This window comes from Pseudomonas sp. Rh2 (assembly GCF_040762985.1).
GTDB lineage: Bacteria > Pseudomonadota > Gammaproteobacteria > Pseudomonadales > Pseudomonadaceae > Aquipseudomonas > Aquipseudomonas taiwanensis.
The window spans coordinates 4,806,896-4,827,714 of record NZ_CP142890.1 but is presented as its reverse complement, the minus strand read 5'-3'; the positions used below and the strand labels follow the sequence as shown (position 1 = coordinate 4,827,714).

19 protein-coding genes are annotated in these 20,819 nt (G+C 62.7%); 11 read left to right on the top strand and 8 right to left on the bottom strand.

What is annotated here, in order from left to right:
* Positions 1-9: 9 nt before the first annotated feature.
* Both gatA and gatC read right to left on the bottom strand, forming a co-directional pair.
* Entirely contained in the window at positions 10-1,461 is a 1,452-nt protein-coding gene (gene gatA, locus VXM67_RS22055; protein WP_367237373.1) for an Asp-tRNA(Asn)/Glu-tRNA(Gln) amidotransferase subunit GatA, read from the bottom strand.
* A 15-nt stretch (positions 1,462-1,476) separates the two neighbouring features.
* Entirely contained in the window at positions 1,477-1,764 is a 288-nt protein-coding gene (gene gatC / locus VXM67_RS22050) for an Asp-tRNA(Asn)/Glu-tRNA(Gln) amidotransferase subunit GatC (RefSeq protein ID WP_023382162.1), read from the bottom strand.
* 203 nt (positions 1,765-1,967) lie between these two features.
* Here gatC and mreB point away from each other — a divergent pair, with 203 nt between their 5' ends.
* The 8 genes from mreB (at position 1,968) to tldD (ending at position 13,078) form a co-directional block, all read left to right on the top strand.
* Positions 1,968-3,005 carry a rod shape-determining protein MreB gene (mreB, locus tag VXM67_RS22045; protein WP_003255163.1) on the top strand — a complete coding sequence of 346 codons (1,038 nt, stop codon included), beginning with the start codon at positions 1,968-1,970 and terminating at the stop codon, positions 3,003-3,005.
* Between the two features lie 166 nt (positions 3,006-3,171).
* Positions 3,172-4,227 (top strand): rod shape-determining protein MreC, encoded by a 1,056-nt coding sequence (gene mreC / locus VXM67_RS22040; RefSeq protein ID WP_186598468.1) that lies wholly within the window; start codon positions 3,172-3,174, stop codon positions 4,225-4,227.
* The gene (gene mreD, locus VXM67_RS22035) at positions 4,227-4,715 is read left to right on the top strand and encodes a rod shape-determining protein MreD (RefSeq protein ID WP_023382160.1); all 489 of its coding nucleotides are present in this window, start codon (positions 4,227-4,229) and stop codon (positions 4,713-4,715) included. Before mreC ends, mreD begins: the two co-directional genes overlap by 1 nt.
* Positions 4,716-4,748: 33 nt before the next feature.
* Positions 4,749-5,360: a nucleoside triphosphate pyrophosphatase gene (locus tag VXM67_RS22030; protein ID WP_023382159.1), complete on the top strand. Its 612-nt coding sequence runs from the start codon at positions 4,749-4,751 to the stop codon at positions 5,358-5,360.
* A 54-nt stretch (positions 5,361-5,414) separates the two neighbouring features.
* Positions 5,415-6,872, top strand: a complete 1,458-nt coding sequence (gene rng / locus VXM67_RS22025) for a ribonuclease G (protein ID WP_023382158.1) — start codon at positions 5,415-5,417, stop codon at positions 6,870-6,872.
* Between the two features lie 82 nt (positions 6,873-6,954).
* A complete protein-coding gene (locus VXM67_RS22020; RefSeq protein ID WP_367237372.1) occupies positions 6,955-10,770 on the top strand; it encodes a YhdP family protein in 3,816 nt (1,271 codons plus the stop codon).
* 14 nt (positions 10,771-10,784) lie between these two features.
* Positions 10,785-11,636, top strand: a complete 852-nt coding sequence (locus VXM67_RS22015) for a carbon-nitrogen hydrolase family protein (protein WP_367237371.1) — start codon at positions 10,785-10,787, stop codon at positions 11,634-11,636.
* A gap of 2 nt (positions 11,637-11,638) precedes the next feature.
* Positions 11,639-13,078 (top strand): metalloprotease TldD, encoded by a 1,440-nt coding sequence (tldD, locus tag VXM67_RS22010; RefSeq protein WP_027906586.1) that lies wholly within the window; start codon positions 11,639-11,641, stop codon positions 13,076-13,078.
* 91 nt (positions 13,079-13,169) lie between these two features.
* Here the strand turns inward: tldD and yjgA are convergent, their stop codons facing one another.
* Positions 13,170-13,691 carry a ribosome biogenesis factor YjgA gene (gene yjgA, locus VXM67_RS22005; RefSeq protein WP_023382154.1) on the bottom strand — a complete coding sequence of 174 codons (522 nt, stop codon included), beginning with the start codon at positions 13,689-13,691 and terminating at the stop codon, positions 13,170-13,172.
* A 108-nt stretch (positions 13,692-13,799) separates the two neighbouring features.
* Between yjgA and pmbA the strand changes: the two genes are divergently transcribed.
* The 3 genes from pmbA (at position 13,800) to VXM67_RS21990 (ending at position 17,078) form a co-directional block, all read left to right on the top strand.
* Positions 13,800-15,146, top strand: a complete 1,347-nt coding sequence (gene pmbA / locus VXM67_RS22000; protein ID WP_367237370.1) for a metalloprotease PmbA — start codon at positions 13,800-13,802, stop codon at positions 15,144-15,146.
* A 161-nt stretch (positions 15,147-15,307) separates the two neighbouring features.
* Complete coding sequence (locus VXM67_RS21995; protein WP_027906584.1) at positions 15,308-15,709, top strand: hypothetical protein; 402 nt, start codon at positions 15,308-15,310, stop codon at positions 15,707-15,709.
* Positions 15,702-17,078 carry a lyase family protein gene (locus VXM67_RS21990; RefSeq protein ID WP_027906583.1) on the top strand — a complete coding sequence of 459 codons (1,377 nt, stop codon included), beginning with the start codon at positions 15,702-15,704 and terminating at the stop codon, positions 17,076-17,078. The genes VXM67_RS21995 and VXM67_RS21990 overlap by 8 nt, the downstream gene beginning before the upstream one ends.
* Before the next feature lie 140 nt (positions 17,079-17,218).
* On the opposite strand, the gene VXM67_RS21985 is transcribed toward VXM67_RS21990, so the two are convergent.
* The 5 genes from VXM67_RS21985 to VXM67_RS21965 all read right to left on the bottom strand — a co-directional run bounded on the left by VXM67_RS21985 (position 17,219) and on the right by VXM67_RS21965 (position 20,726).
* Positions 17,219-17,491, bottom strand: coding sequence for an HPr family phosphocarrier protein (locus VXM67_RS21985; RefSeq protein WP_023382150.1), 273 nt, complete (start codon positions 17,489-17,491; stop codon positions 17,219-17,221).
* 20 nt (positions 17,492-17,511) lie between these two features.
* A complete protein-coding gene (rapZ, locus tag VXM67_RS21980; protein ID WP_023382149.1) occupies positions 17,512-18,366 on the bottom strand; it encodes an RNase adapter RapZ in 855 nt (284 codons plus the stop codon).
* A gap of 2 nt (positions 18,367-18,368) precedes the next feature.
* Positions 18,369-18,833 (bottom strand): PTS IIA-like nitrogen regulatory protein PtsN, encoded by a 465-nt coding sequence (gene ptsN / locus VXM67_RS21975; RefSeq protein WP_023382148.1) that lies wholly within the window; start codon positions 18,831-18,833, stop codon positions 18,369-18,371.
* A gap of 12 nt (positions 18,834-18,845) precedes the next feature.
* Positions 18,846-19,154 (bottom strand): ribosome-associated translation inhibitor RaiA, encoded by a 309-nt coding sequence (raiA, locus tag VXM67_RS21970; protein ID WP_023382147.1) that lies wholly within the window; start codon positions 19,152-19,154, stop codon positions 18,846-18,848.
* A 78-nt stretch (positions 19,155-19,232) separates the two neighbouring features.
* On the bottom strand, positions 19,233-20,726 hold the full coding sequence (locus VXM67_RS21965; protein ID WP_023382146.1) for an RNA polymerase factor sigma-54: 1,494 nt from the start codon (positions 20,724-20,726) through the stop codon (positions 19,233-19,235).
* Positions 20,727-20,819 lie beyond the last annotated feature (93 nt).

Genomic DNA, 20,819 nt, shown 5'->3' with positions numbered 1-20,819 from the left:
GTCAGTTCCTCAGAAGCCGTTGGGGGCGCGGGTGTGCCAGTCGGTGACTTGCTGGTAGCGGTGCGCGACGTTGAGCAGGCGGCCTTCCTGGAAATAGGGAGCCAGCAGTTGTACGCCGACCGGCAGGCCATCGACGAAACCGGCCGGCATCGACAGGCCCGGCAGGCCCGCCAGGTTGGCGGTGATGGTGTAGACGTCCTCGAGGTAGGCGGCGACTGGGTCGTTGCTCTTGGCGCCGAGCTTCCAGGCCGGGTTCGGCGTGGTCGGGCCGAGGATCAGGTCGACGTCGTTGAACGCGGCCATGAAGTCATTCTTGATCAGGCGACGGATCTGCTGCGCCTTGACGTAGTAGGCGTCGTAGTAGCCGGCCGACAGGGCGTAGGTGCCGACCATGATGCGGCGCTGGACTTCGGCGCCGAAGCCTTCGCCACGGGAACGCTTGTACAGGTCGGTCAGGTCTTTCGGGTCCTCGCAGCGGTAGCCGAAGCGCACGCCATCGAAACGCGACAGGTTGGAGGAGGCTTCGGCTGGCGCGATCACGTAGTACGCCGGGATGGCGTGCTGCATGTTCGGCAGGCTGATTTCCTTGACCACCGCGCCGAGCTTTTCCAGCTCCTTGACGCTGGCCTGGACCAGGTCGGCGATGCGCGGGTCGAGGCCGGCACCGAAGTATTCCTTCGGCAGGCCGATGCGCAGACCTTGCAGCGAGGCGTTCAGGTTGGCGCTGTAGTCCGGCACCGGCTCTTCGATGCTGGTGGAGTCCTTGGCGTCGAAGCCGGCCATGCCTTGCAGCAGCAGAGCGCAGTCCTCGGCGGTGCGGGCCAGTGGGCCGCCCTGGTCGAGGCTCGAGGCGTAGGCGATCATGCCCCAGCGCGAAACACGGCCATAGGTCGGTTTCAGGCCGGTGAGGTTGGTCAGCGCCGCTGGCTGACGGATCGAGCCGCCGGTGTCGGTGCCGGTAGTGGCCGGCAGCAGGCGTGCGGCCACCGCTGCGGCGGAACCGCCGGACGAGCCGCCGGGAACGTGTTCAAGGTTCCATGGATTTTTCACCGGGCCGTAGTGGCTGGACTCGTTGGCCGAGCCCATGGCGAATTCGTCCATGTTGGTCTTGCCCAGGGTGACCATGCCGGCTTCGGCCAGTTTGGCGACCACGGTGGCGTCGTAGGGCGCCTTGAAGTTGTCGAGCATCTTCGAGCCGCAGCTGGTGCGGATGCCGTTGGTGCAGAACAGGTCCTTGTGGGCGATCGGTGCGCCGAGCAGGGCGCCGTTCTCGCCGGCGGCGCGACGGGCGTCGGCAGCACGGGCCTGGGTCAGGGCCAGGTCGTCGGTGACGCTGATGAAGCTGTTGATCTGCGGGTCGAGCTGCTTGATGCGCGCCAACAGGGCGCCGGTCAGCTCTTCGGAGGAAAACGACTTGTCGGCGAGTCCGCGGGCGATCTCGGCCAGGGTCAATTGATGCATGGCAGGCTCTTTCCCTTACTCGATGACTTTTGGAACCAGGTACAGACCGCTTTCGGTCGCCGGTGCGATGGCCTGATAGGCGTCGCGCTGATTGCGCTCGGTGACTTGGTCAGGGCGCAGGCGTTGGCTGGCTTCCAGTGGGTGGGCCAAGGGTTCGATGCCGCTGGTATCGACCGCTTGCATCTGGTCGACCAGCCCGAGAATACTGTTCAAGGCATCGGTAATGCGTGGCAGTTCGCCTTCATTCAGCCCCAGACGGGCCAGATGGGCGATCTTTTCCACGTCGCAGCGTTGAAGCGCCATGGGGATCTCCAGAAAAACTAAGAACGGAATGAGGTCCGTGGTGAGGAACATGTCGGCATTTTGGCGGTCATACGGCCGCGATCATCTGCTGGCTTGCTCGGAAAAACTGCCAATTTAACATATTGGCTCCTTGCCCAAAATCCCTGCCATTGTTAGAGTTTGCCGCACTTTTTTACCCACGCTTTCCCCAGGGTCACTTTCCCATGTTCAAGAAACTGCGTGGCATGTTTTCCAGCGATCTCTCCATCGACCTGGGTACTGCCAACACCCTTATTTACGTGCGTGAGCGCGGTATCGTCCTGAATGAGCCCTCGGTTGTTGCCATCCGTACCCACGGCAACCAGAAAAGCGTCGTCGCCGTCGGTACCGAAGCCAAACGCATGCTGGGCCGTACGCCTGGCAACATTGCTGCCATTCGTCCGATGAAGGACGGCGTCATCGCCGACTTCAGCGTTTGTGAAAAAATGTTGCAGTACTTCATCAACAAGGTTCACGAGAACAGCTTCCTGCAGCCCAGCCCACGCGTGCTGATCTGCGTGCCGTGCAAGTCGACCCAGGTAGAGCGCCGCGCCATTCGCGAGTCGGCCCTGGGTGCTGGTGCACGTGAGGTGTTCCTGATCGAAGAGCCGATGGCTGCAGCCATCGGTGCCGGCCTGCCGGTCGAGGAAGCCCGTGGTTCGATGGTCGTCGATATCGGTGGCGGTACCACCGAAATCGCGCTGATCTCGCTGAACGGCGTGGTCTATGCCGAGTCCGTGCGTGTGGGCGGCGACCGCTTCGACGAAGCCATCGTCACCTATGTGCGCCGCAACTACGGCAGCCTGATCGGTGAGTCCACCGCCGAGCGCATCAAGCAGGAAATCGGTACCGCCTACCCGGGTGGCGAAGTGCGTGAAGTCGACGTCCGTGGCCGCAACCTGGCCGAAGGCGTACCGCGTGCCTTCACCCTGAACTCCAACGAAGTGCTCGAGGCCCTGCAAGAGTCGCTGGCGACCATCGTCCAGGCCGTCAAGAGCGCCCTGGAGCAGTCGCCGCCCGAGCTGGCTTCCGACATCGCCGAGCGCGGCCTGGTGCTGACCGGTGGTGGCGCACTGCTGCGTGACCTCGACAAGCTGCTGGCACAGGAAACCGGCTTGCCGGTGATCGTCGCCGAGGACCCGCTGACCTGCGTTGCCCGTGGCGGCGGTCGCGCCCTGGAGATGATGGACAAGCACGCGATGGACCTGCTCTCCAGCGAGTGATTCCCACCCGCTGCTTCTGAGCGCCCGGTTTACAGGTAGCACGAGCAGTGCTACCTGTATGCGCTGGGCAGGCGTCCATCCGGGCGTCGTTTCCGTCAACCCGCAACCAGGCTGGTGCGTTGTCCCATGTCCAATGACCTCCTGAGTCGTCCACGAGGAACGGCCCATTAAACCGCTTTTCTCCAAGGGCCCCTCGTTGGGCGTTCGCCTACTGGTACTCGTAGTGCTGTCCGTCGCGCTGATGGTGGTCGACGCACGTTTCGACGTGCTCAAGCCAGTCCGCAGCCAGATGGGCCTGGTGCTGATGGAATCCTACTGGGTCACTGACCTGCCGCAGCGCCTGTGGCAAGGCGTGGCCGGCCAGTTCGGCAGCCGCACCGAACTGATCGCGGAAAACGAAAAGCTCAAGACCGAGGCCCTGCTGTTGCAGGGGCGCCTGCAAAAGCTGGCGGCCCTCACCGAGCAGAACGTGCGCCTGCGTGAGCTGCTGAACTCCTCGGCCCTGGTCAATGAAAAGGTCGAGGTGGCCGAGCTGATCGGTGTCGACCCCAACCCGTTCACCCATCGCATACTGATCAACAAGGGCGAGCGTGATGGTGTGTTTCTTGGCCAGCCGGTACTCGATGCCCGTGGCCTGATGGGCCAGGTGGTCGAACTGATGCCCTACACCTCACGGGTGCTGCTGCTGACCGACACCACCCATAGCATTCCGGTGCAGGTCAACCGCAACGGCCTGCGCGCCATCGCCAGCGGCACGGGTAACCCCGAGCGCCTGGAGTTGCGCCACGTGGCAGACACTGCCGACATCAAGGAAGGCGACTTGCTGGTCAGTTCCGGTATGGGGCAGCGCTTCCCGGCCGGCTACCCGGTGGCCACGGTCAACGAAGTGATCCATGACTCGGGCCAGCCGTTCGCCATCGTGCGCGCGATTCCAACCGCCGCCCTTAACCGCAGCCGCTATATGCTGCTGGTGTTCAGCGATCGACGCAGCCCGGAGCAGCGTGCCACCGACGCCGCCATCGCCCAGGAAGAAGCCGACCGCAAGGGCGCTCCGGCCAGTGGCCAGCCAGCTGCACCCGCCGATCACGCTGCCCCGGCCAGCGGCGCCGCCCCTGCCGGCACTGCTCCCGCCGTACCGGCCACGCCAGCGCCGACCCCGACGGCCGCGCCCGCTACCCCAACCGCCGCGCCTGCCGCGCCGGCTCAACACCGGAGACCATGATGGCAGCTTCGCGCCGTAACAACGGGTGGGTGATCTGGCTGACATTCGTCATCGGTCTGCTGCTGAGCGTCTCGCCGATGCCTCAGTTCCTGGAAGTGTTCCGGCCCATGTGGCTGGCACTGCTGGTGTCGTTCTGGACCCTCATGGTGCCGAACAAGGTCGGCATGACCACGGCTTTCCTGCTCGGCCTGGCCGAGGATGTGCTCTATGGTACCTTGCTGGGGCAAAACGCCCTCATTCTGACCCTGATCACCTTCCTGGTATTGTCCCTGCAGCAACGCCTGCGCATGTTCCCCATGTGGCAGCAGAGCCTTGTGATTCTGGTGATCTTCGGTATCGCCCAATTGATCCAGCTATGGCTCAGCGCGCTCACCGGCAACCGCCTGCCGACCCTGGCGTTGGTGTGGTCGGCGGTGATCAGTGCCTTGCTATGGCCTTGGGTCAGCTTCGCCCTGCGCGACTTGCGCCGCCGATTGCACATAAACTGACGGCGATGCCGCGACTGACAGGGAGATGTCCGCATGACTCCGCTTTACCTGGCCTCGGGCTCGCCACGCCGTCGTGAACTGCTGACCCAGATCGGCGTGCCGTTCACCACGGTCAGCGCACCTGTCGATGAAACCCCACTCCCTCACGAAAGCGCCGAGGCCTATGTCGAGCGCCTGGCCCAGGCCAAGGCCAAGGCCGGTTTCGCCAGAGTCGACGGCCCGGCTGTAACCCTTGGCGCAGACACTGCGGTGGTGCTCGATGGTCGTATTCTCGGCAAACCGGAAAACCGCGAACATGCCTTGGCCATGCTGGCCGACCTGTCGGGGCGCGAACACCAGGTCCTGACTGGCATCGCCGTGAGCGATGGCCAGCGCTGCCTCAGTCTGTGCGTTTCGAGCAGCGTGCGTTTTCGCCCGATTACCGGTGATGAGGCCGAACGCTACTGGGCCAGCGGCGAACCCCTGGACAAGGCCGGTGGGTATGCCATACAGGGACTGGGCGCGGTGTTCGTCACCGCCTTGGTCGGCAGTTACTCCTCGGTCGTTGGCCTGCCGCTCGCCGAGACTTCCGATCTGCTTGCGCAATTCGGCATTGCCAGTTGGCAGGTGCCAGGGCTTTTGCCAGAGGTAACACACCCACAGTAGCCAGCCCTGCGTACGACATCCATCATTAGCCAAGACCTTTGACGAGAGCCTGCCATGAGTGAAGAGATCCTGATCAACATCACCCCGATGGAATCACGTGTGGCAGTGGTGGAGAACGGCGTGCTGCAGGAAGTGCACGTTGAGCGCACGCAACGCCGAGGCATCGTTGGCAATATCTACAAAGGCAAGGTAGTGCGCGTGCTGCCAGGCATGCAGGCGGCGTTCGTCGACATCGGCCTGGAACGGGCCGCGTTCATCCATGCTTCTGAAATTTCTCAGCGCGAAGGTTCGGCGGTCGAGAGCATCACCGCCCTGGTGCATGAAGGGCAGGCGTTGGTGGTGCAGGTGACCAAAGACCCCATCGGCACCAAGGGCGCGCGCCTGACGACCCAGTTGTCTATTCCCTCGCGCTACCTGGTGTACATGCCCCGCAGCAGTCACGTCGGTATCTCCCTGAAGATCGAGGACGAAGCCGAGCGTGACCGCCTCAAGCAGGTGGTCAGCGACTGCATGGCAAGCGAGAACATCAAGGACGCCGGGGGCTTCATCCTGCGCACAGCCGCCGAAGGCGCGCGCGCCGAGGAAATACTCCAGGACATCCGTTACCTGCGCCGGCTGTGGGAGCAGATCGGCAGCCAGATACAGACTTGCGGTGCGCCAACGGTCATCTACGAAGACCTGGGCCTGGCCCTGCGTACCTTGCGCGACCTGGTCAACCCGAAGATCGAGAAAATCCGTATCGACTCGCGGGAAACGTTCCAAAAAACCACGCAGTTCGTCGCCGAACTCATGCCAGAGATTGCCGACCGCCTTGAGCACTACCCGGGCGAGCGACCGATCTTCGACCTGTATGGCGTCGAGGATGAGATCCAGCGAGCGCTGGAGCGCAAGGTGCCGCTCAAGTCCGGTGGTTACCTGGTGGTCGACCCGGCCGAGGCGATGACCACCATCGACGTCAACACTGGCGCCTTCGTCGGTCATCGCAACCTCGAAGAGACCATCTTCAAGACCAATCTCGAAGCGGCAACCGCCATTGCCCGGCAACTGCGCCTGCGCAATATCGGCGGGATCATCATCATCGACTTCATCGACATGGAGGATGAAGAGCACCAGCGCCAGGTACTGCGTACCCTGGAAAAACAGCTCGAGCGCGACCATGCCAAGACCAACATCATCGGCATCACCGAGCTGGGACTGGTGCAGATGACCCGCAAGCGCACGCGGGAAAGCCTTGAGCAGGTGCTGTGCGAGCCCTGCATCGCCTGCCAGGGGCGGGGCAAGCTGAAAACCCCAGAGACGATCTGTTACGAAATTTTCCGTGAAATCCTGCGTGAGGCCCGTGCCTACCAGGCCGAAGGTTACCGTGTGCTGGCCAACCAGAAGGTGGTCGACCGTCTGCTCGATGAAGAATCCGGCAACGTGGCCGAGCTGGAAGCGTTCATTGGTCGAACCATTCGCTTCCAGGTCGAGTCGATGTATTCGCAGGAGCAATACGACGTGGTGCTGCTCTGACGCGTTTCGAACCCCACCCCATGCAGGTCGAGCTGGCAAAACCGCTGCCAGGGGCCATCATGGATAAACGACTTGGAGGGCCATGGCCATGGGACGTCTGACCCGCGTTCTTGTCGCCTTGACCCGCTGGGGGCTGGGCTTGTGTGCTCTGCTTGCGGTGCTGGTGGCACTGTACGTGAGCGCGGGGCGGCAACTGGTACCGCTGGTTGCCGAATACCGCGCCGATGTAGAAACCAAGGCGGAGCAAACCTTGGGCCTGCCGGTGCACATCGGTGCGCTCGAGGGGCGTTGGAGCGGCCTGGCACCTGTATTGCGCGTGCGCGATCTACAAGTGGGCGAAGGCTCGGCGGCATTGCGCCTGGATGAGGTCAAGCTGGTGCCTGACCTCTGGGCCAGCCTGACCAGCCGTGAAGTGCAGCTGGCGCGTATTCAGCTGGGTGGCTTGCAGTTGATCCTGCGTGAGGACGCCCAGGGCAGCTGGGCGCTGGAAGGTCTGCCGAAAAAAGACGACGCCGCAATCGATCCTGCCGAGATTCTCCAGCGCATGCGCCAGCTGGGGCGCATCGATGTGTTCGACAGCCAGGTTACCCTGCACCCCTGGCAACGTGACCCGCTGACCCTGACCTATGTGAGTCTTGGCCTGAAGGCCGGTGCTTCGCGTCAGGCTCTGGACCTGCGCGCGACCCTCCCGGATGGCCAGCCCTTGGCGGTGAACCTGCGCAGCCGGGCTTCGGCCAACCAATGGCGTGACGGGCAGGTCCAGGCTTACCTGAGCCTGCCGCAGAGTGATTGGGCGCGTTGGTTGCCGCCGCGCCTGCTGGGCCAGTGGCAAGCACACACCCTGCGCTCGGGTGGCGAATTGTGGATCGACTGGAGCCAGGGTCAGTTGCAACAGGCAGTTGTACGGCTCAATGCACCCAAGCTCACGGGTGCCTATGCCGGGCGCAAATCTGCCACGTTGGATAACCTGGCGCTGACTGCCTGGTTCCAGCGCCAGGAGCAGGGCTTCGATGTGGTGGTCGATTCGTTGGCTGCCAGCATTGGCAAGACGCGATGGGAGTCGCATCTGCAAGTGCGTCATCGCGATGGCGAAGAGCCCGCACAGGAGAGCTGGCAGGTGCAGGCCGATCGGCTCGACCTGACTCCGCTCACCCCGCTGGTCGATGCCCTGGCGCCACTGCCTGAAAAACTGATGACCGTGGTCGACGCGCTGAAGGTCACCGGCGCACTGCGCAACGTACGCCTCGATATCCGGCCAAAGGTCGAGGGCGACGAGCGGCTGCAGTTCGCCGCCAATCTTGAAAAGGTAGGTTTCGACGCGTACCACGGTGCTCCTGCCGCCGGAAACGTCAGCGGCAGTATCAGCGGTAACTTGGGGCACGGTGAACTGCGACTGGATACCGATGCATTCATGCTGCATCTGTATCCGATCTTCGCCAAACCCTGGCACTACCAGAAGGCCAATGCCCGCCTTACCTGGAGCCTCGACAAGGAGGGCTTCACCCTCATCGCTCCCTACCTCAAGGTGTTGGGCGAGGAGGGCAAGATTGCCGGCGATTTCCTCATTCGACTGCTGTTCGAGGAAGGGCGCGAAGACTACATGGACCTGCGTGTCGGCCTGACCGAAGGCGACGGCCGCTATACCGCGAAGTACCTGCCCGAAGTGCTTAGTCCGGCCCTGGACGAGTGGCTGCGCACCGCCATCGTCAAGGGGACCGTGGACGAAGGTTATTTCCAGTACCAAGGGTCGCTCAACCATGGGGCAGCGCCCGAGGCGCGAAGCATCAGCCTGTTCTTCAAGGTCCGCGATGCGGCGCTGGACTTCCAGCCGGGTTGGCCGCAGGTGCAGCAGGTCGCCGGGGATGTGCTGATAGAGGACAGCGGCATTCGCATCAAGGCCAGTCAGGGTACATTGCTCGATACGAAGGTGAGCGACGTCAGTGTCGATATTCCCCATGTCGACGGCGATCAGCATAGCCATCTGTACCTGGATGGCAATTTCGACGGCAGCCTTGGCGATGGCTTGAAGATCCTCAAGGAAGCGCCGATCGGCACAGGTGAGATATTCGCCGGCTGGGAAGGAGAGGGGCCGCTCAAGGGCAAGGTCAAGCTCGACATCCCCTTGGTCCGCGGTGATCGGCCCAACGTGCAGGTGGACTTCGCTACCGCCGATGCGCAACTCAAGGTGGCACCGCCGAGCCTTGAACTGAGCCAATTGAAGGGCGACTTCAGTTTTGACCTGGACAAGGGCCTGAGCGGCAAGGACATCAGCCTGCAAGCATTCGGCAAACCGGTGTCCGCGCAGATTGTCGCCGAAGGCAAGCCAGGGCAGATGCAGACCCGGATCAATGCCACTGGCCAGGTGGCGCTCAAGTCCCTGACTGACTGGTTGCAGTTCAAGCAGGCGCTGCCTGCTTCGGGTGATGTGCCTTACCGACTGCAGGTCAATCTGGGCAGCCGCGACAACAGCCTGAGTGTCAACTCGTCGCTCAAAGGGCTGGCGATAGACCTGCCGGCACCGTTCGGCAAGGCCGCGTCCGAAACCCGTGACAGCCGTTTCAGCATGGGCCTGCAAGGCGCAGAGCGTCGCTTCGATGCAGGCTACGCGGACCTTGCGCGTTTTGCCTACGCCGCGCCTGCCGACAAGCTGACCCAAGGGCGCGGTGAGTTGCTGCTCGGCACGGGCGACGCGCAGGTACCGGCCAGCCCGGGTTTGCGTGTGCGCGGACGCCTGGAGTCCCTGGACCTGGCGCCCTGGCAGGAACAGATGAACCGACTGGCTGGCGATGACCCGAGCGGCAATGCCCGGCAGAACCTGCAGAGCGTCGACCTGAGCATCGGCCAGCTCAAGGCGTTCGGCATGGACTTGAACCAGGCCGTGGTTCGCCTGGCTCGCGGCGGCCCAGCATGGGATCTGCGTCTGGACAGCAAGGAAGTCATCGGTAACGCAAGGGTTCCGGATGCCAAGGCCGCGCCCATGACCGTCCGCCTGCAGACCTTGCGTCTGCCCGCGGCCGACCCGGCTCAGGTCCAGGCCGAAGATGGACCCGACCCCTTGGCCACCTTCGACCCTCGCAAGGTCCCGGCGCTGGACCTGACCATCGACAAGCTCTACCGGGGGGATGACTTCTACGGCAATGCGGCGGTCAAGCTGCGCCCGACCGCCCGTGGGGTGTCGGCCAGTGATATCGACCTCGATTTCAAAGGGCTGCGCATTGATGGCAGTGGCGGCTGGGAAGGCCTGCCGGGGGCCAGCAGCAGCTGGTACAAAGGTCGCCTCGATGGCAAGAACCTGGCTGATGTCCTCAAGGCCTGGGGCTTCGCGCCTACGGTCACCAGCCGCGATTTCCGCCTGGATGTCGATGGCCGTTGGCCTGGCTCACCGGCCTGGGTTGGCCTCAAGCGTTTCTCGGGGAGCATGGACGCGGCGTTGCGCACCGGCCAGTTCGTCGAGGTGGAAGGCAGTGCCCAGGCCCTGCGCGTGTTCGGCCTGCTCAACTTCAACTCCATCGGCCGTCGCTTGCGCCTGGACTTCTCCGATCTGTTCGACAAAGGCTTGGCCTATGACCGGGTCAAAGGCTTGTTGGTGGCAAGTGATGGTGTCTATGTAACTCGCGAGCCGATCACGGTGACCGGGCCGTCGAGCAACTTCGAGCTCGACGGTACGCTGGACATGGTTCGTGACCGTGTCGATGCCAACTTGCAAGTGACGTTGCCAGTGACCAACAACCTGCCCTTGGCCGCCCTGATTGTCGGTGCGCCAGCGGTTGGCGGGGCGTTGTTCCTGGTCGATCGGTTGATCGGTGACCGCGTGTCGCGTTTTGCCAGCGTGCACTACCGCGTCGAGGGGCCGTGGAAAGAGCCTAGAATCACATTTGTGAAACCCTTCAACAAATAGCGTCGGGAGTGCCCATGAAGGCAGCGGTGATCCAGATGGTCAGCCAGGACGATGTACTGGCCAACCTGCAACGTGCTGGCGCACTGATTGAGCAGGCAGCCTTCGGTGGCGCCAGGCTCGCTGTCCTGCCGGAAAACTTCGCGGCCATGGGGCGCAAGGATGCGGCGGCCATCGGACGGGCGGAGGCTCTGGGTGACGGGCCGATCCTGCCATGGTTGAAACGTACCGCCCGCGACCTCAAGTTATGGATAGTCGCCGGTACCTTGCCGTTGCCTCCCGCCGGTCAACCCGATGCCAAGGCGCATGCCTGCTCGCTGTTGGTCGATGAGCAGGGTGAGGTGGTGGCGCGTTACGACAAGCTACACCTGTTCGATGTCGACGTGGCCGACAACCGAGGCCGTTACCGCGAGTCTGACGACTATGCGCACGGGGCTCGGGTGGTGGTGGCCGATACCCCGGTCGGCCGTGTGGGGCTGAGCGTATGCTATGACTTGCGGTTTCCCGAGCTGTACAGCGCTTTACGCGCTGCCGGCGCGGAGCTGATCACGGCGCCGGCTGCCTTCACCGCAGTCACCGGGGCAGCCCATTGGGAAGTGCTGATTCGTGCACGGGCCATCGAGACCCAGTGCTACGTGCTGGCCGCCGCACAGGGCGGCATCCATCCAGGGCCACGGGAAACCCATGGCCAGGCGGCGATCGTCGACCCTTGGGGGAGGATCGTCGCCGAACAGGCGCGAGGCGAGGCAGTCCTGCTGGCCGAGCGCGATATTGATGAACAAGCGTCCATCCGGGCGCGCATGCCGGTTGCGTTGCACCGGCGCTTTTTCTCGCAGGACGCCTTGCGGCCTGCGCACACCTCGGAGTGACTATGAGCCAGATGTTATCCACCGTCAGCGAGCAGCTCCTGGCACCGGGCGGCCTGAGCCTGGACAGCCTGCAGTCTGTCCTTGGCGAGTTGGCAGGCCCCGGTATCGACGCCGCCGACCTGTATTTCCAAGGTCAGATTTCGGAAACCTGGGCACTGGAGGACGGCATCGTCAAGGAAGGCAGCTTCAACCTTGACCAAGGGGTGGGCGTGCGCGCCCAGTCCGGTGAGAAAACCGGTTTTGCCTACAGCAATGCGATCAACCTTGAAGCCCTGAACTCGGCGGCCCGTGCCGCCCGTTCGATTTCCCGCGCCGGGCAGAACGGCAAGGTACAGGCCTTCCGCAGCCAGGCTGTGCCGGCACTGTATTCACCGGACAATCCGTTGGATGTGCTGACGCGCGCAGAAAAGGTCGACCTGCTCAAGCGTGTCGACGCCGCCACCCGCGCCCTGGACCCGCGTATCCAGCAGGTCAGCGTGAGCATGGCCGGCGTCTGGGAGCGGATTCTGATCGCCGCAGCGGACGGTAGCCTGGCGGCTGACGTGCGTCCGCTGGTGCGCTTCAACGTCAGTGTCATCGTCGAGCAGAACGGCCGTCGCGAACGCGGCGGGCAGGGCGGTGGTGGGCGTACCGACTATCGCTTCTTCACCGAGGAGCGGGTCATGGGCTATGCCCGCGAGGCATTGCGCCAGGCGCTGGTGAACCTGGAGGCGATTCCCGCCCCGGCGGGCACCTTGCCGGTGGTACTGGGTTCCGGTTGGTCTGGCGTGCTGTTGCATGAAGCGGTCGGCCATGGCCTGGAAGGCGACTTCAACCGCAAGGGCAGTTCGGCCTTCAGCGGTCGTCTCGGCGAGAAAGTCGCGTCGAGCCTGTGCACCATCGTCGACGATGGCACCCTTGAAGGCCGCCGGGGTTCTCTGAGCGTGGATGACGAAGGCACGCCAACCGAATGCACCACGCTGATCGAGAACGGTGTGCTCAAGGGCTATATGCAAGACAAGCTCAATGCGCGCCTGATGGGCATGGCGGTGACCGGCAACGGGCGCCGGGAATCCTATGCGCACCTGCCGATGCCGCGCATGACCAACACTTACATGCGTGCTGGCGAGAGCGACCCGCAGGAGATCATCGCGTCGGTGAAAAAGGGCATCTATTGCGCCAACCTCGGCGGTGGGCAGGTGGACATCACCAGCGGCAAGTTCGTGTTCTCGACCAGCGAGGCTTACCTGATCGAAGACGGCAAGATCACCGCACCGGTCAAAGGCGCAACCCTGATTGGCAACGGCCCTGAGGCGATGAGCCGAGTGTCGATGGTAGGTAACGACCTGGCCCTGGATAGCGGTGTGGGCACCTGTGGCAAGGATGGGCAGTCGGTTCCGGTGGGGGTTGGCCAGCCGACCTTGAAGCTGGATGCGATTACCGTAGGTGGTACGGGCGCGTGAAGGATCGTGGGACCGCATCGCGGTCCTTTCGCGCTGCAAGGCCGCTCCCATGGGGTCGCACAGCAGATGCCCTGGGAGCGGTGCGTCGGACTCATCGCAGGCCGCGCTGGATCTCGTCGAGGTCGCGGATGTACTTGAACACCTTGCGTGCAGCGGCCGGCGGCTTGTTCCGCGCCTTTTCGTGCTGGGCATGACGGATCAGCGAGCGCAGTTGCTGACGGTCGGTATCGGGGTATTCGTTGACGAAGCGCTCGAGGTCTTCGTCGTTACCGTCGATCAAACGATCGCGCCAGCGCTCAAGGTTGTGGAATCGCTCGTTGTACTGGCGGGTCGAGCTGTCGATCTGTTCGAGCAAGGCGTGGATGGCGTCCAGGTCCTGCACGCGCATCAGCTTGCCGACGAACGACATGTGGCGTTTACGTGCGCCGTGCGCCGTGTGCTTGCTGGCTTCGGCCAGGGCCTTGCGCAACTCGTCGGTCAACGGCAGGCGCGCCAGTGTATCGGCCTTGAGCGTGGTTAGGCGCTCGCCGAGTTCGACCAATGCATGCAGCTCGCGCTTGATCTGGGTTTTGCTTTTTTCGCCGTCGAAGGCGTCGTCGTATGAATCAACCATGGTGGCAGTCCGCTAGAAATCGCCGCCATGATAACCAGTCGGGGGCCGCTTGTCCGGCCCGGTCGTAGAATGACCCTTGCCGAACGCAGAATTTGAGTGGAGATAACCATGAGTGCAGTCCAGAGCGTAGGCCCCAAGAACCTGCCGGCATTGCAGGAGCAGGTCGAAGCGATCATCGCCGAGGCCAAGCGGCAGGGTGCCAGTGCCTGCGAGGTGGCCGTATCGCTGGAGCAGGGGTTGTCCACCAGCGTGCGCCAGCGTGAGGTGGAGACGGTCGAGTTCAACCGCGACCAAGGCTTCGGTATCACCCTTTATGTCGGCCAGCGCAAAGGCTCGGCCAGTACCTCGGCAAGCGGCCAGGATGCGATCCGCGAGACAGTGGCAGCCGCCTTGGCAATCGCCAGGCACACCTCCGAGGACGAGTGCGCGGGCCTGGCCGACGCGGCGCTGATGGCGCGTGAGATCCCGGACCTGGACCTCTACCATGACTGGGACATCGAGCCGGAGCAAGCCATTGAGATGGCGTTGACCTGCGAAGCCGCGGCATTCGAGGCCGATCCCCGCATTCTCAATGCCGATGGCACTACCCTCAACACGCACCAAGGCTGCCGCGTGTACGGCAACAGCCATGGTTTCATCGGTGGTTACGCGTCCACTCGGCACAGTCTGAGCTGCGTGATGATTGCCGAGGGTGACGGTCAGATGCAGCGGGACTACTGGTACGACGTGAATCGCCAGGGCAACCTGCTGGCCGACCCACGTAGTATCGGCCAGCGTGCGGCCAAGCGAGCCGCCAGCCGCCTTGGTGCGCGACCGGTACCCACGTGCGAGGTGCCGGTACTGTTTTCTGCGGAGCTGGCCGGTGGCCTGTTCGGCAGCTTCCTTTCGGCCATTTCCGGGGGCAACCTGTACCGCAAGTCATCGTTCCTCGACGGTGCCTTGGGGCAGCGCCTGTTCCCTACCTGGCTGACCCTCGACGAGCGTCCGCACATTCCCCGGGCCTTGGGCAGTGCCGCGTTCGACGGCGATGGCCTGGCCACCTATGCCAAGCCGTTCGTCGAAAAAGGCGAGCTGGTGTCGTACCTGCTGGGCACCTATTCTGGTCGCAAACTGGGCCTGCCGAGCACGGCCAACGCTGGAGGCGTGCATAACCTGTACGTGACCCATGGTGTCGAGGACCAGGCCGCGTTGATCCGCCGCATGGGCCGTGGCCTGCTGGTCACCGAGCTGATGGGCCATGGGCTGAACATGGTCACTGGCGATTATTCCCGCGGCGCAGCCGGTTTCTGGGTCGAGAATGGCCAGATCCAGCACGCGGTGCAGGAAGTAACCATTGCCGGCAACATGAAGGACATGTTCCAGCAGATTGTCGCGATTGGCAGCGATCTCGAAACCCGCAGCAACATTCATACAGGGTCTGTGTTGATCGAGCGGATGACTGTGGCAGGTAGCTGATCTTTCACCTGCATCGGCCTGTTCGCGGGTTGATCCGTGAACAGGCTGTGCAAGCGGCACAGTAACCCGGCCCTATGCCGGGTTTCTTGTTTAGTCATTCCCTGCTTGAAGTGACATTGCCTATCAATTAATAATGAATATCATTATCCAGTAACTCGGCGATGATGTTCATGAAACCCGTCCTGCGCGAACTGCCCTACCTGGAAAACTGGCGTTGGCTCAGCCGACGCATCCGTTGCGCCCTCGAACCCGACGAGCCGCGCCTGATAGAGCACTACCTGGCCGAAGGCCGTTATCTGGTGTGCTGTACCGAAACGTCGGCCTGGACGGTGGCGCTGACCTCCTTCCGTCTCCTGCGGGATACCGCCTGTGATCGCATGCTGCCCTGGCATTGGCGCTGCCTGTGCCTGGACCAGGCCTGGCGCCCGCTGTTGGACCTGCGCAACCTCGATCGCCGCGAACAGAACCAACGCTGGCAGCCCTACGCCCTGCAATTGGCGAACTGCGTGCTGCTGCCTTCGATTTCTCCCGATGAACTGATGCAAGGATTTGAAGATGAGTGATACCCGTATCGAGCGTGACAGCATGGGCGAACTCCAGGTGCCGGCCCAGGCCCTGTACGGTGCCCAGACCCAACGCGCGGTCGACAATTTCCCGATCAGCGGTCAGCGCATGCCCGCCCAGTTCATCCGTGCATTGCTGCTGGCAAAGGCTGCGGCGGCCAAGGCCAATATCGAGCTCGAGCAACTGAGCGTCGCGCAGGGCCAGGCCATCGTCACGGCAGTCGAGCAGTTGTTGGCCGGTGACTTCATCCAGCACTTCCCGGTAGATGTCTACCAGACCGGCTCGGGTACCAGCTCCAATATGAACGCCAACGAGGTGATCGCCACCTTGGCCAGCCGTGTGCTCGGAGCGCCGGTCAATGCCAACGATCACGTCAATTGCGGCCAGAGCAGCAACGACATCATCCCGACCACCCTCCATGTCAGTGCCGCCTTGGCCTTGCATGGCCAACTGCTGCCTGCGCTGGACCATTTGGTGCAGGTGATCGAAGCGAAGTCGCTGCAAGTCCATCAGTTCGTCAAGACCGGTCGTACCCACCTTATGGATGCCATGCCGGTGCGCATGAGCCAGGTGCTCGATGGCTGGGCGGCTCAGATCAGCGGCGCGCGGGGCCATATCGAGGCGACGTTGCCCAGCTTGCAGGCCCTGGCCCAGGGGGGCACGGCCGTCGGTACCGGAATCAACGCCCACCCACGGTTCGCGGCCTGCTTCGCCCACCACTTGAGTGACCTGAGCCAGGTTCCGTTCACGCCTGGGCAGAACCTGTTCGCGCTGATCGGCTCGCAGGACACCGCAGTAGCGCTTTCAGGCCAGCTCAAGACCACCGCCGTTGCGTTGATGAAAATCGCCAATGACCTGCGCTGGATGAACTCCGGACCGTTGGCCGGTCTGGGGGAGATCGAGCTGCAAGCGCTGCAGCCTGGGTCGTCGATCATGCCGGGCAAGGTCAACCCGGTGATTCCAGAAGCCACCGCCATGGTTGCCGCGCAGGTGATCGGCAACGACGCGACCATCGCCGTGGCCGGTCAGTCGGGCAACTTCGAGCTGAACGTCATGTTGCCGGTGATTGCCCGCAACCTGCTGGAGAGCATCGAGCTGATGGCCAATGCCAGCCGCCTGCTGGCCGACAAGGCCATTGCCAGCTTCAAGGTCAATGAAGGCAAGCTCAAGGAGGCCTTGGCGCGCAATCCGATCCTGGTGACCGCACTGAACCCGATCATTGGCTACCTCAAGGCCGCCGAGATCGCCAAGACCGCGTACAAGCAGGGTCGCCCGATCATCGACGTGGCGCTGGAGCACACCGACTTGTCGCGTGATCAGCTCGAAGCGCTGCTGGATCCTGAAAAACTGACTGCCGGTGGTATCTGATCTTGCGCCTGTGCGGCGTATAGCGAGCAAGGCTCGCTCCTACAGACCCTCGCGATCGGGGTAGGAGCGAGCTTTGCTCGCGAGGCGTCGCGCAGGCGCTCGATCTCACAACGCGGAGACACTGTGTCGAGCCCCGGCGATTACTCGCCTTCGTCGAAATAGTTGTTGATCAGCGCTACCAGCGCTTCCATGGCTTCATCATCCTGCTCGCCCTCGGTGAGCAGATGCACCTGGGTGCCTTTGCCCGCCGCCAGCATCATCACGGCCATGATGCTCTTGCCGTCCACCATCTTGTCCGGAGCTCGGCCGACCCTGACCTGGCAGGGGAATCGACCGGCCACGCCGACGAACTTGGCTGCCGCCCGGGCATGCAGACCCAGCTTGTTGATGATGGTTATTTCGCGGGCGGGCATCGTGGTGCGGATCCTGTGGGCTATAGGTCGCGGTGGCGGACCTGGACGTTTTTCAAAGATTGCTGGAGCAACTGGCCGAGACGTTCGGTCAGGTACACAGAGCGGTGGTGGCCACCGGTGCAACCAATGGCAATGGTGACGTAGGCGCGGTTGCTGGCGGCGAAGCGGGGTAACCACTTGAGCAGGTAGCTGGAGATATCGTTGAACATCTCTTCGACATCCGGCTGGGCAGCCAGGTAGTCGATAACCGGTTGATCGAGGCCGGAATGTTCGCGCAGCTCTGGCTTCCAGTAAGGATTAGGCAGGCAGCGCACATCGAACACCAGGTCGGCGTCGACCGGCATGCCGCGCTTGAAACCGAACGATTCGACCAGGAATGCCGTTCCAGGTTCAGGCTGGTTGAGCAGGCGCAGCTTGATCGAGTCGCGTAGTTGGTACAGGTTGAGGTTGGTGGTGTCGATCTTGAGATCGGCCAGGTCGGAAATCGGCCCTAGCAGCTCGCTTTCGACACGGATCGCCTCGGCCAGCGAACGGTTGGCATTGGTCAGCGGATGGCGTCGCCGGGTCTCCGAGAAGCGTTTGAGCAGCGTTTCTTCATCAGCGTCCAGAAACAGGACATCGCACTGGATGTGCCTGCCACGAGCTTCTTCGAGCAACTCGGGAAACCGCGTCAGGTGGCTGGGCAGGTTGCGGGCATCGATGGAGACAGCAACCTTGGGCTGCTGCAACTCGGTGTTGATCAGCGCGTTCTCCGCCAACTGCGGCAGCAGCCCGGCGGGGAGGTTGTCGATGCAGTAGTAGCCGTTGTCTTCCAGCACATCAAGGGCGGTACTCTTGCCCGAACCGGAGCGGCCGCTGACGATGATCAGGCGCATGTTCAGTGCTCGTTCTGTACGTCCAGGACTACCTGGAACAGGGCCTCGCTGCTGTCGGCGGCACGCAGGCGATCGCGGACCTCCTTGCGATCGAGCATGCTGGCGATCTGGCGCAGCAGTTCAAGGTGGGCATCGGTGGCCGCTTCGGGGACCAGCAGGACGAACAGCAGGTCTACCGGTGCGCCATCAATGGCGTCGTAGTCGATAGGGGCATCCAGATGCAGCAGTGCGCTGACAGGTGCCGTGCAGCCTTCGAGTCGGCAGTGGGGGATGGCAATACCGTTGCCGAAACCGGTCGAGCCGAGCTTTTCACGACCGACCAGTTTTTCGAAGACGTCTTGCATCTCCAGTTCTGGAACTTGTTCGGCAATCAGTGTGGCGACCTTCTCGAGGGCGCGCTTTTTACTGCCTCCCGGCACGTTCACGAGGGAACGGCCGGGGGTCAGGATGGTTTCAAGTCGGATCATGGATGAGGGGGATCAGCGGGCGGCTGCACCTTGCAGCAGGCTTTGCTGTTTTTCCTTGTGTTTTTTCAGTTGGCGGTCGAGCTTGTCGGCCATGGCGTCGATCGCTGCATACATGTCTTCGTGTTCCGCGTTTGCGACCACTTCGCCACCAGGAATCTGCAGGGTCGCTTCGACCTTCTGTTGCAGCTTCTCGACTTTCAGGATGACCTGCACGTTGGTGATCTTGTCGAAGTGACCCTCCACGCGCTTAAGCTTTTGCTCTACGTATTCGCGCAGAGGGGAGGTGACTTCTACATGGTGTCCACTGATGTTGACTTGCATACAGCTTCTCCTTTGTTGCCCGTGCATAAAGAGGCAGGTATTGCACCTGCCCCGCAAACGCTGTGGCACATTCAGGGGCTACATCAGTCGCTTGCGCTCGCTCGACGGCGCGATGCCGAGGGACTCGCGGTACTTGGCGACGGTGCGACGGGCTACCTGAATGCCTTGTGCCTCCAGTAAACCAGCGATCTTGCTGTCACTCAATGGCTTTTTCTGATTTTCCGCCGCAACCAGTTTCTTGATGATCGCGCGGATCGCCGTAGACGAGCATTCTCCGCCTTCGGAGGTGCTCACATGGCTGGAGAAAAAGTATTTCAGTTCGTAGATGCCGCGCGGCGTGTGCATGTATTTCTGGGTGGTTACCCGGGAAATGGTCGACTCGTGCATGCCCACCGCTTCGGCGATGTCGTGCAGGACCAACGGCTTCATCGCTTCGTCGCCGTGGTCGAGGAAACCGCGCTGGTGTTCGACGATCTGGGTGGCGACCTTCATCAGGGTCTCATTGCGGCTTTGCAGGCTCTTGATGAACCAGCGCGCCTCTTGCAGCTGATTGCGCATGAAGGTGTTGTCGGCGCTGGTGTCGGCACGGCGGACGAAACCGGCATACTGCGGATTGACCCGCAGCCGTGGGATCGCCTCCTGGTTCAGCTCGACCAGCCAGCGGTCGTTGTCCTTGCGCACGATCACGTCGGGGACCACATACTCCGGCTCACTGGATTCGATCTGCGAGCCCGGTCGTGGGTTGAGGCTCTGTACCAGTTCGATGACCTGGCGCAGTTCGTCTTCCTTGAGCTTCATGCGGCGCATCAGCTGGCTGTAGTCGCGGCTGCCGAGCAGGTCGATGAAATCGACCACCAGGCGCTTGGCTTCGCTCATCCACGGTGTGCTGGCGGGCAGTTGGCGCAGTTGCAGCAGCAGGCACTCGCCAAGATTGCGAGCGCCCACCCCGGCAGGCTCGAATTGCTGGATGCGGTGCAGGACGGCTTCGACCTCGTCCAGCTCGATGTCCAGCTCTGGGTCGAAGCCCTCGCAGATTTCTTCGAGGGTATCCTCGAGGTAGCCCTGGTCGTTGATGCTGTCGATCAGGGTCACGGCGATCAGGCGGTCGGTGTCGGACATCGGCGCCAGGTTCAGTTGCCACAGCAGGTGGCTCTGCAGGCTCTCGCCCGCGGAGGTGCGGGTGGTGAAGTCCCACTCGTCATCATCGTTGCTGGGCAGGCTGCTGGCACTGGTCTGGTAGATATCTTCCCACGCGGTGTCGACGGGAAGCTCGTTGGGAATGCGCTCGTTCCACTCACCGTCTTCCAGGTTCTCGGCGCTTGGTGCGCTTTCCTGGAAACTGTTGTCCTGAACTTCGGCGACCGGTTTGTTCTCGGCGTTGTCCGCCATCGGGTCGCTGTTGTCGAAGTCGTCGCCGTCTTCCTGACGTTCGAGCATCGGATTGGACTCCAGCGCTTCCTGGATTTCCTGCTGGAGGTCCAGGGTAGAGAGCTGAAGCAGGCGGATGGCCTGTTGCAACTGCGGTGTCATCGTCAGTTGCTGGCCCATTTTTAGGACGAGCGATGGTTTCATGGCTGGGGCTAAATACCTTGTTCGCCGGCGCGCATGCGCCATCCACTACACGAGGGCGCCGGAGCGCCAAATCAAGCAAGTTTTATGCCTTAA